Origin of the sequence: Parasphingorhabdus sp. (genome assembly GCF_048269915.1) — a bacterium.
GTDB lineage: Bacteria > Pseudomonadota > Alphaproteobacteria > Sphingomonadales > Sphingomonadaceae > Parasphingorhabdus.
The window spans coordinates 1-8,410 of record NZ_JBLWTY010000014.1; the positions used below are offsets into that span (position 1 = coordinate 1).

Here is an 8,410-nt window from a genome sequence, read left to right on the forward strand (position 1 = left end):
GGGCTCCCCCGCCGAAAGTACCTTTCACTCTTCCAGGAGCAGCCCCAGCCAGCGCGCACAAGCAGCGATCACCAGCCGGGGCATGCTATCCCTCAGCCTGATGCTGTGCCGTGCCTGTGGCCCTGACTGCTCGCCAGCATCTCTCGATGCCTTGCCAGGACCGAACCGATCACCGGCACGCTCGGGTGCCTGATGGCATCGCCCACTTGAGCAACACGATTGCCCAGCGGACGGGCTGCCACTGTCTGCACTCGACGTGCTGCATTGCGCTGGTCACACCACGCTGTCATGGCGGTCAGGCTGTCAGGTTTCACGGAGTAGATTCGCACGATGGGATTGCCCTTCGTGGATGTGCTCGGGTGTGACACATGGGCATGTTTTCTATTACTAGATACACCGGATGTGTCACACCTACGCCGATTTGCCTTCACTTCCAGACCCATGCGAGCAAGCACGTCAGTCACTTCGCGCACCGGATATGCCGGCCACTTCATGGGGCGAATCTCGCCTGTCTTCCCGTCCTGATTCCATGCCGCAAACTTGCGCGACACGATGCCCAAGTGAGCCAGCAGATGACGGTGCTGCATGATGCGCTCAACGATCACGCCAGCGGCCTCAGCAGTCAGCCAGTCAGCGGCGTCAATGTCGAAGCCATCGAACAGCCAGACATAAGCACGGGCAGCTGCCTCGAGGTACTTGCGCTGCGTCACTGGCACGCCTTCAGCGTTGCGGCTAGGCACCACGCCGCGCCATGCGTCAAAGCGATCCATGCGACGAACAGCACGGCCATCGTCCCACCAGTCGATAGCGTCATCAGTCAGTGGCTGGCCGACCATGCCCAACGCCCGGCGGATGATATGGGCTTCAAGCGTGATGCTTTGCAGGTCGGTGCGGCTCTGGTTGCGTTTCAGGGCGTCGGCAGCGTCATCGCTCAGCACCGGGGCTGCTTTCAGGGCGGCGTGGTGGCGATCATCCAAGGCAGTGCGGTGTAGCTTGAGCTCAGCGACGATACTGTCCTGTGCGGTGCCGTCGTGGGCTTCCAGCTGCCAGCCAGCGGCTTTCAGCTGCCACACCAAGCCAGCGGCGAAGTCGGCGCGGACGTTCTCATGCTCGGCACGAACAGCAGCGACCAGGGCGTCATAATCGGTCGCCTGTGATACGCGGTCGCCTTCGATCCGGGCAGCTTGTGCAGCGGCCTGCAAGATGGCGTCGGGGTGCTGGTTCCCGGTGCGGTTATTCGGGTACATACCGATGGTATAGCGCTTCAGGTAGCGAACACGGCGCAGCATCTGCGCAGCATCTGACGGGGCGATGGCGCCACCGGCACCGATGAAGGCACCCAGCGTGAAATGTGGCGCGTCGCGGTGCTCGACACTGATGCCTGACGAAATAACGGGGCTCGCCACCACCACGTCATATTGGCGTGATTCATCCTCAGCATTGGCGAGGAATGCTGCCTGGGCTGCGTTGTTCTGGTTGTCAGCAGTGACGGCCATGACGCGGTAGCCGTAAGCGTCGAACAGTTGGCCAATGGCAGCAGCGCGCTTGCTGGATTCGCACGACAGCCAGACCTTGCCGCCGGCACCTAGCTCGGCCAGTGCATCGCCCACGACGTTAGCGGGACCGTCATTCTTACCGAAAGATATGCGGGCCTCGATGCCAGGACGCTTGGCGACCTGCTCGATGATGCGGAATTGCTCACCGGGGCGTGCAGCTTCCAGAAACTCGATGACGCGATCATTCACGCCAGCATCAGCCACGACCACGCATTCAGCTTGAGCCACGACAGCGCGCAGACGATCGAAGGCGGCTTGAGCGCTGCCCCCGCCGGTCGAGAACAGGGCGTCGTTCTCCAGAAAGTCGATTGCCTGGGATATTTCGTCGATGAACACGACGCGGGTGTCATCGACCACCGGGGCCAGCGTGGGCTTGATGATGGACGGCAGACAGACGGCGATGCCGGGGGCGCTGTGCGCTTGGTCGCGGTGTGTGACGGATTCGTAATGCATCCAGCCATCAGGGCGATACAGGCGGCGGTGTAGCTCAGACACCAGTGAACGGCGATGACAGACCGCCATGAAGCGGTGGCCGTTGCTCATGGCCCATTCAGCCAGTGGACGACCAATATTCTGAGTCTTGCCGCTCGCCATCGGTGCTTTCACCACGATCACGCCCCGGCACTCGGCAGGCGTCAGGCTGGTCAGCTGCTTCACTCGCTCGACACGGTGGCGGGCCTTGGCGGCGTCGCTGATGGTCACAGGAGCCAGTGCATCGGCTTCGCGGTAGCGCATGGCGGCTGCCAAGCGGTCAGCAATGCTATCCAGTGTGGCCGGATGCAGCAGGGTAGGCGCGGAGGATTCCAGCAGCTCACGGATACCCGCGATGGAGTGTGCGACGGGGGCTGCGTGCGCCAACCGCGACGCGATGGCCCATGCCATTGAGGCGGCCTGTTCTGGCGTCTCAGCCTTGGCAAGCTGTGAGCCCCAGCGCTCGGAATTGGTACCCTTCAGCTCGGCGGGCTTCAAGCCCCACGCCTTGAACATGGACAGGTCAGACACTGGCGCAGCGTCGAAGATGGCGCGTGTTGCGTCTGTGCCAATGTCGTTGAAGTCTTTCCCCGCCACGGTCGGCAGGTAGAACGGCAGGCCAGCGCGCATGGCGGCCTTGTGGCCGGTGCCGTACTTGTCGTGAGCCAGGCGGTAATGTTTCTCAGGCTTCGCGGCGTTGTCGTTATCCGCGGCGATTACGTCACCGGGCTGGCCGATCCGCTTGGCGATGGCCTCAAGGTTCCCAGCATCGAAACAGACCACCACCGGGCGTCCTGTGGCTTCGCTCACGGTGCAGCCGGTGGCGTAGCCTTCCACAAACACACGCGGGCCGATACCAGGCAGCATCATGCAGGTGCCGTGCTTGGCGCCGCCCTTGAGGAATCGCTTGGCCCCGTCGGCATGGATGCGCTGCACGTTGACTAGCTCAGCAGTCATGGCGTCATGCATCGGCACCAGCAGCGCGCCGCTGGCTTCCTGACGGATACCCACGGGGGCCGTGATGCCTTTCAGGATCAGGTAGGGGTGTGACGGATCTGCCGGGCCTGCGTTATCCCATGCCCATCGGGCACGCTTGGCAGCTTGAGCCTGCTCGGCTTCGCGCTCGGCATTGTCAGCCTGAGTCGGTGCCGGTGCGAACACGGGGCGTTCATCGCGGGGCGCAGTGTCGCGCCAGCCTGCTTGCTTGGCGTGCCAGAACAGCGTGGCAGCGGTGAAGCCACGGCCATTCTTGAATGAGCGCCAGACGGCGCGGCAGGTGGCCTGTTTGTAGCCCTGACCAGCGCTCGACCATGCATCGAAGTCATCGAAGCTCAGGCCAGCCGCGTGGGCAGCCATGCCGATTTCAATCCACGTATCGCGGTCGGTGTTCGGGTCGATCCAGCTAAGGGCGTCGCGGGCTTTGAGAAGATCACTCATGCTCACCCCCTGCACGGGCGCGCAGCGCGGCCAGCTCGTGCCTGACGGCATCAAGGGCTATCGCGTGGGCGTCCAGCAGGGGGAGCGTGTCGCGGCTGCAATGGGCAGCCTGGGCGACGGGGCCGAATAGCTCGGCTTGGGTCAGGAATCCACGTTCGATGCCAGTGCGTGCGGCTTCGGTGGACTGCGCCCAGAGATAGGCGACTTTGTGTTCAGGATGATTCATGGCGATGCGTCCTTGATCAGGGCATCGCGGGTAGGACGTGCCAGTCTTGCCATACCATAGGCGAGGCGATAAACTGGTTCTGCGGTGTCGCGCCCTACACGCGATTCTATTGAAGCCCTCGAACTTGCCGGTTCGGGGGCTTCGCCGTTTCTGGGTGCGGAAAATCACTTGGTCTGCGCGACAAGATCAGAACCGCACTTCCTGCATACTACCTTCCGCGTCTTTCCCGCACAAGTTGCCGTCATATAAGCGGTTTTTCTTTGTATTTCGCTACAAAATCACGCGAAATAATCCGCTATAACGCCACATAACGTCACTTGTCTGCCTTTCATTCTATAATACTCGGCCACGGCTCGCTGGATTCTAGCCGCTGGCTCGCTCGTGCTGATTCGGCACCGGCACGCACCAACCAGGGCGCGAAAACAGACTCATGATAAGGCGCGTAATCGTGAATTACTGCCCGATAGGGCATGGCGTTGCCCGGCGATTCGTGCGTCATCAGGAAACAATCCCGCCCCGCGTTTCCCCTGTTTCCTCACTTTTCCCGCCTGGCCCGCAACGCGGCCATCTCAGCGGCGAACGGGTGCGGGGCCGGTGCATCGGCAGGGTTAGGTGCCGGCGTTGCCTGTGCGTCTTCTTGGGCAGGTTCAGGGGCTGGCAAGCGGCGCAGCTGGGCGACCTCTTCCCGTAGTCCGGCCAGCTCCTCACGCAGCGCCCGTATCTCAGCTATCAGCGTATCGTCACTGGCTGTGCCACTGTCCCGTGACAGCGTGCCAGGCTCGGGCATCTTCAATGCCCCGTAGCAGCGTTCTAGCTCGCTAGTCTCTATCTGACGGTGCCCATCACGTCGTGTCGTAAAGCTCAGATTCCCTCGCTTCATATCGCGGTACAGGGTGCGCCTGCTACGCCCTACAAGCTCGGCAGCTTCATTGACGGTGATAGATGCCATATCGCCCCCTTCGCGTCGTGTGCGCCCATTCTAGGCCGGTGTGACAGCATGGGACAGGTAGTGTGACAGATAGTGTGACACCCCAGTGCCGGCAAGGCTCGAGTGCGTGACAGGGTGTCACGTGACAGGTGTGACACACCAAACGAAAAAATCCGGCACATTGGCCGGTGGTTCTTCTCCAGATTTCACGACAGCGCGCCAAAAATAGGCGAGGGCCACACACCTCGGGCTTCCGGCCTTTGGTGTGCAGCCCTCAGCCCTTGACGTGGGCCAATCGGTACAGTCCCAGCAAAGGAGGGCCGTACTGCACTGCCGGTGTTTTTCGTTATCGCCAAGGCACCGCCGGCTGGCCTTGTAAATCGGTCAATCTTGAGCGCGTCGCTCCCTCAGCGTGCCAGCCGGAGCCTGAGCCAAGCGGCGGGCCACAACGGCGGATAGGGAAGGCATGACGCCAGTCTCTGCATAGATCGCGCGGCGCTCTGCTTCCAGGTCGCCACGTAGTCCACGGGTCACGAGCGCGGTAATGCGCTGGTCACGTTTCTGCTTCTTCACAGGCTCACTCCATCCAGTCCCAGACCCACGAACGCTTGCGCTCGGGGCGGTATGAATCACGGTTGCGCTTGGCGATGGTGGCGGCGATCAGCTGGCCAGCACGCTGGCAAGCGGCTTCGTGAAGCTCAGGCCAGTGACGCGCCACACGCTCGGCGGCGTGGCCAGGGCCATCGAAATAAAAGCCGCCCAGGCTCACGATATTCACAACGCAGCGCGGCTCGCCGTTCTCATCCTGGCTGCGCCACGTCACTGTGGCGGCTTCGATACTGGCCACGAGTTCAGCAGGGATTGTGCTCGAGGGCTGTGGTGCCGGGGTGTCCTCACCCCGGCTGAATAGGCGGTTCAGGATCATGCCGCTGCCCAGACCTTGCCCGCATCCGGCAGTAGGGCGTGCAGATCGATGAACGCGGTCACTTCCAGCGTGCCGGTCACGTCGAGTCGATGCAGAATTAGCGAAATCTCGTCGTTCACGGCGACGCCGGTACGCGTCCAGTCGGCAACGTAGGTGCCAGCGGTCACGGGTGTGAGCTCGGCAGGTACGCCAGCGGCGTTCAGGTCGCCAGTAGCGTTCACAGTGGCTGCGGTGCCATCAGTGCCGACCAGTGCGCGGAGCTCAGTAAAGCGGCAGCCAGCAGCGGCAGCAGCGGGCAGGGTGAAGGCAGGCGGCGTAGTGGCTGCGATGGCCTTGAGCAATTCACGATCCACGGCGCGAGCCAGGCCGGACACGATGCTGGTCTGTAGCTCGCTGGCCACGGTATCCCAACCTTTCGATTTCACTTGGCTGCGGCTGATTTTTACGCGCAGTCCGTATTGCGTACCTGCTTCGCGGTCAATCATGGCCTCAGCGATGGGGAGTGCGGTTTCGCTCACTTCCTCATCAGGATCAGTCGCGGCGAATTCAGCAGCGTCGATTGCGATCAGGCCGGACGGCAGATTTTGAGTCATCGGCGCAAAGCCGGTCTCGATCAGCTGCGGGTCGGGGATAACGATCAGCTGCGCACCAGCCTGCAGAGTGCGGGCCGAAGCCAACAGCGCAGCGGACAGGCTATAACGCTCGCCAGCGGGCAGGTTTTCCGGCGGGATGCGCTTCACGCGGCCGGTGTCAGCATCGATCAGCGACGGCAGCATGTCGCGAAGACTCAGCGAGGCCATGCTGGCAGCGCGGGAGCCGGTGCGAGTATCACCAAGCGAGCGAGTCGCGGTGTATTCCAGGCTCTGTGCGAGGGCGTTCTGGTCGTGTTTGCTCATGCTGCTGGTGTCCTGTTCGGTTGCTGTGGTGCGTTCTTCGAGAATCGGCGCGGGTGTCGCCTCCACCTGGGCTTTGTAGAATTCCCCGTAGCCGGGCCTTGGGTTCGCCGCCTCAAGCTCTGCGGCGTACTGCTGGGCAAGGCTATAACCTCGGGTATCAGTCATGCGGTTTTGTCCTTGATGATCTTGTGACGGCGGCCGATCAGCTGGCCCATCGCGTAGCTGTAGGCGTGGGCGTTGGCCTCGACGCGACCAGCCAGCTCGGCAACGGTCATGCCGCGTGCCTGGGCGATGCTGCGCAGCAGCGGCGCTTGTCGGGCATCGCCTGTGGCGTGGAATGCACGCGCCTCAGCGGCTTGCTGTGGCCAGGTTTCACGCTCCCAGCTCGGCCAGCCATCCAGCAGCGCAGTCACGTCCGATAGAACCGTGTCGATGCGTCCAGCCATGCGATTTCCTTGAATGTTTGAATGTTGTGTGCAGTTTGAATGTCGGCCAGCCGCGCGTCCTCTGGCGGCGTTTCCTGCATATACATACAGTGCTGCGGGCACAAAAAACCCGCCACGGTGGGCGGGTCTGGGGGCTAGGTCTTCAGTGGCCAGCGGTAGCGGTCCCAGCGTCTTAGGTCACGCTGGTCGATGCCCAGCAGGGCGTTGAGCGATATACCCAAATGCTCAGTGCCTACCGGCATCCCCACCGCGTAAGCCGCTGCAATGCAGGCACCGTTTGAGATATACCGCTGAGCCATGCGCTCCAGGATGTGCTTCACGAGGTAGCTGCTGCGCTTCGCACTGGCGATAGCCCGTGCGTTGGATAGTCGAATGCGGGCAGCCTCAAACTGAGCTTCAAACTCGGGCGTTACTTCCCGGCCAGCAGCGTGCTTTTCAGCTGACAGGGCATCGGTTTTGAAGCCATACGCGGATAAATCGGGGTGCTCCCGTAGAACGTCAGCCAGCGTCATAACTTGATGCAGCCGCGAGCCAGGCGGCGCCGGGTGTGGCGGGCAGCGGGATTCTCCCGCTCAACTGACCGCTTCCATTTGCGAACCTTGCGGGCCAGCTCGGGCCGGTATTCGGCTTCCAGCTTGTCGGCCACGTCATCCAGCGCCTGGGCAGCGTCTTGCTCGGGGCTTGTCGGTTTCAGGTAGGTCAGCGCCTTGCGTAGTGCTTCGCGGAGCCCTTCCGCATTCTGATAGCGGCTCATGCGCCCACCTCCTCAGCTGCCGGCAGGTCCATCGCCGCATGGTAGGCGTCGTATCCCTCACGGAGCGCGCCGGTCAGCTCATCGCGGAGATATTTGCGGATGACGCCCGTGTCAGTCTCGCCAGCCAGACGAAGTGCAGCACGGTCAGGCAGGGCCATCGCCGCGCCACGTACCGCGACACTGTATTGAGTGAAGGCCCGCTCTACGTCGTCCAGGTGAATCAGCTCGCCTTGCAGCTTGGCCAGCTCCAGCTCCCGTAGGTCGGCCTCAGCAGACAGCTTGCGCGAGCGGTGCGCGTCGATAGCATCAGCGTCGCCACGCTTCGTGGCCTTCTCGACTTGGCTTGCGATCCACCACCGCGTCACGGCACCACTATCGAATTCAGCGGCCTTGCCTTGGCCTGGGCGTGATTCCACCGGGCAGCCTTGGCGAGTCCACGCATCCAGCGTAGTCGGGGCCACGGCGAGAAAGTCGGCCATCTCAGTGCGGTTGAGTTTCATGTCGTCGGTTCCTGTGTTGGAGACACGGACAACACTAGATGTTTGCTTCTTTCATTCCCTCTGGCGCGGTTTCCAAGCCGCGTCATGCCTGAAGATGGATAGGTGTCGGCTATCGAGTGGCGGCGAATCTTCTTCTTTTGCCTATTTCCGATGTCGCCGACAAATAGAATTCTGCGGCCATTGTCACCCGCAAGGGGCTCCCCCGCCGAAAGTACCTTTCACTCTTCCAGGAGCAGCCCCAGCCAGCGCGCACAAGCAGCGATCACCAGCC

9 protein-coding genes and 1 pseudogene are annotated in these 8,410 nt (G+C 62.3%); all 10 read right to left on the reverse strand.

What is annotated here, in order from left to right:
- Positions 1–92 precede the first annotated feature (92 nt).
- The gene (locus ACN0WX_RS15225) at positions 93–3,464 is read right to left on the reverse strand and encodes a plasmid replication protein, CyRepA1 family (protein WP_417623191.1); all 3,372 of its coding nucleotides are present in this window, start codon (positions 3,462–3,464) and stop codon (positions 93–95) included.
- Entirely contained in the window at positions 3,457–3,690 is a 234-nt protein-coding gene (locus ACN0WX_RS15230; RefSeq protein ID WP_417623192.1) for a hypothetical protein, read from the reverse strand. The genes ACN0WX_RS15225 and ACN0WX_RS15230 overlap by 8 nt, the downstream gene beginning before the upstream one ends.
- A 535-nt stretch (positions 3,691–4,225) precedes the next feature.
- Positions 4,226–4,477 carry a hypothetical protein gene (locus ACN0WX_RS15235; RefSeq protein WP_417623199.1) on the reverse strand — a complete coding sequence of 84 codons (252 nt, stop codon included), beginning with the start codon at positions 4,475–4,477 and terminating at the stop codon, positions 4,226–4,228.
- Positions 4,478–4,507: 30 nt separating this feature from the next.
- Positions 4,508–4,639, reverse strand: a pseudogene (locus ACN0WX_RS15240) (helix-turn-helix domain-containing protein); the annotation flags it as partial.
- 556 nt (positions 4,640–5,195) lie between these two features.
- Positions 5,196–5,543: a hypothetical protein gene (locus tag ACN0WX_RS15245; protein WP_417623193.1), complete on the reverse strand. Its 348-nt coding sequence runs from the start codon at positions 5,541–5,543 to the stop codon at positions 5,196–5,198.
- Positions 5,540–6,604 carry a hypothetical protein gene (locus ACN0WX_RS15250; protein WP_417623194.1) on the reverse strand — a complete coding sequence of 355 codons (1,065 nt, stop codon included), beginning with the start codon at positions 6,602–6,604 and terminating at the stop codon, positions 5,540–5,542. Before ACN0WX_RS15250 ends, ACN0WX_RS15245 begins: the two co-directional genes overlap by 4 nt.
- Positions 6,601–6,885 carry a hypothetical protein gene (locus tag ACN0WX_RS15255; protein ID WP_417623195.1) on the reverse strand — a complete coding sequence of 95 codons (285 nt, stop codon included), beginning with the start codon at positions 6,883–6,885 and terminating at the stop codon, positions 6,601–6,603. Before ACN0WX_RS15255 ends, ACN0WX_RS15250 begins: the two co-directional genes overlap by 4 nt.
- Positions 6,886–7,019: 134 nt before the next feature.
- Positions 7,020–7,397: a hypothetical protein gene (locus tag ACN0WX_RS15260; RefSeq protein WP_417623196.1), complete on the reverse strand. Its 378-nt coding sequence runs from the start codon at positions 7,395–7,397 to the stop codon at positions 7,020–7,022.
- The gene (locus ACN0WX_RS15265) at positions 7,394–7,639 is read right to left on the reverse strand and encodes a hypothetical protein (protein ID WP_417623197.1); all 246 of its coding nucleotides are present in this window, start codon (positions 7,637–7,639) and stop codon (positions 7,394–7,396) included. The genes ACN0WX_RS15260 and ACN0WX_RS15265 overlap by 4 nt, the downstream gene beginning before the upstream one ends.
- On the reverse strand, positions 7,636–8,139 hold the full coding sequence (locus tag ACN0WX_RS15270; RefSeq protein ID WP_417623198.1) for a hypothetical protein: 504 nt from the start codon (positions 8,137–8,139) through the stop codon (positions 7,636–7,638). Before ACN0WX_RS15270 ends, ACN0WX_RS15265 begins: the two co-directional genes overlap by 4 nt.
- Between the last annotated feature and the right edge of the window lie 271 nt (positions 8,140–8,410).

What these genes read in the sequence shown, in the direction of transcription:
- ACN0WX_RS15250 (WP_417623194.1), bottom strand. Translation starts at nt 6,604, where the DNA reads ATGACTGATACCCGAGGTTATAGCCTTGCCCAGCAGTACGCCGCAGAG.
- ACN0WX_RS15255 (WP_417623195.1), bottom strand. Translation starts at nt 6,885, where the DNA reads ATGGCTGGACGCATCGACACGGTTCTATCGGACGTGACTGCGCTGCTG.
- ACN0WX_RS15235 (WP_417623199.1), bottom strand. Translation starts at nt 4,477, where the DNA reads ATGCCCGAGCCTGGCACGCTGTCACGGGACAGTGGCACAGCCAGTGAC.
- ACN0WX_RS15225 (WP_417623191.1), bottom strand. Translation starts at nt 3,464, where the DNA reads ATGAGTGATCTTCTCAAAGCCCGCGACGCCCTTAGCTGGATCGACCCG.
- ACN0WX_RS15265 (WP_417623197.1), bottom strand. Translation starts at nt 7,639, where the DNA reads ATGAGCCGCTATCAGAATGCGGAAGGGCTCCGCGAAGCACTACGCAAG.
- ACN0WX_RS15270 (WP_417623198.1), bottom strand. Translation starts at nt 8,139, where the DNA reads ATGAAACTCAACCGCACTGAGATGGCCGACTTTCTCGCCGTGGCCCCG.
- ACN0WX_RS15230 (WP_417623192.1), bottom strand. Translation starts at nt 3,690, where the DNA reads ATGAATCATCCTGAACACAAAGTCGCCTATCTCTGGGCGCAGTCCACC.
- ACN0WX_RS15260 (WP_417623196.1), bottom strand. Translation starts at nt 7,397, where the DNA reads ATGACGCTGGCTGACGTTCTACGGGAGCACCCCGATTTATCCGCGTAT.
- ACN0WX_RS15245 (WP_417623193.1), bottom strand. Translation starts at nt 5,543, where the DNA reads ATGATCCTGAACCGCCTATTCAGCCGGGGTGAGGACACCCCGGCACCA.